General features: G+C 37.4%; 1 protein-coding gene. It reads right to left on the reverse strand.

The features are described from left to right. On the reverse strand, nucleotides 1–282 hold a 282-nt coding region (locus tag HUS62_RS22745), incomplete at its 3' end, for a hypothetical protein (RefSeq protein ID WP_175081245.1). Between the last annotated feature and the right edge of the window lie 39 nt (nucleotides 283–321).

Consider the following 321-nt stretch of genomic DNA (forward strand, 5'->3'; position numbering starts at 1 on the left):
ATCTCGAATAGTTGCTACCGACTTCAAATCTATTGCTTTAGACTCTACACATTTATACAGCTCATAACCTAACCCATGCACATTATTAGATACTTCTTCTAACTCTTGTGCCAAGGCTATAAACTCATCCAAGGTAATTGATTCAGGTAATAATTTAGATATTAATTGGCGTCTAAGTCTTTGCGGCCATTCGTCGCTAAGTACAATTTTCCCGAGTTCTTTCTTATCTTCGACACTACCAAACTCTAGAATAGTCCAAGCAGCATAAACTCTATGTGCCATATTCAGATCACAATCGTGAAGAGCCTGTTTAGCTAAATC

Origin of the sequence: Pseudoalteromonas sp. 0303, assembly GCF_013349995.1 — a bacterium.
GTDB lineage: Bacteria > Pseudomonadota > Gammaproteobacteria > Enterobacterales > Alteromonadaceae > Pseudoalteromonas.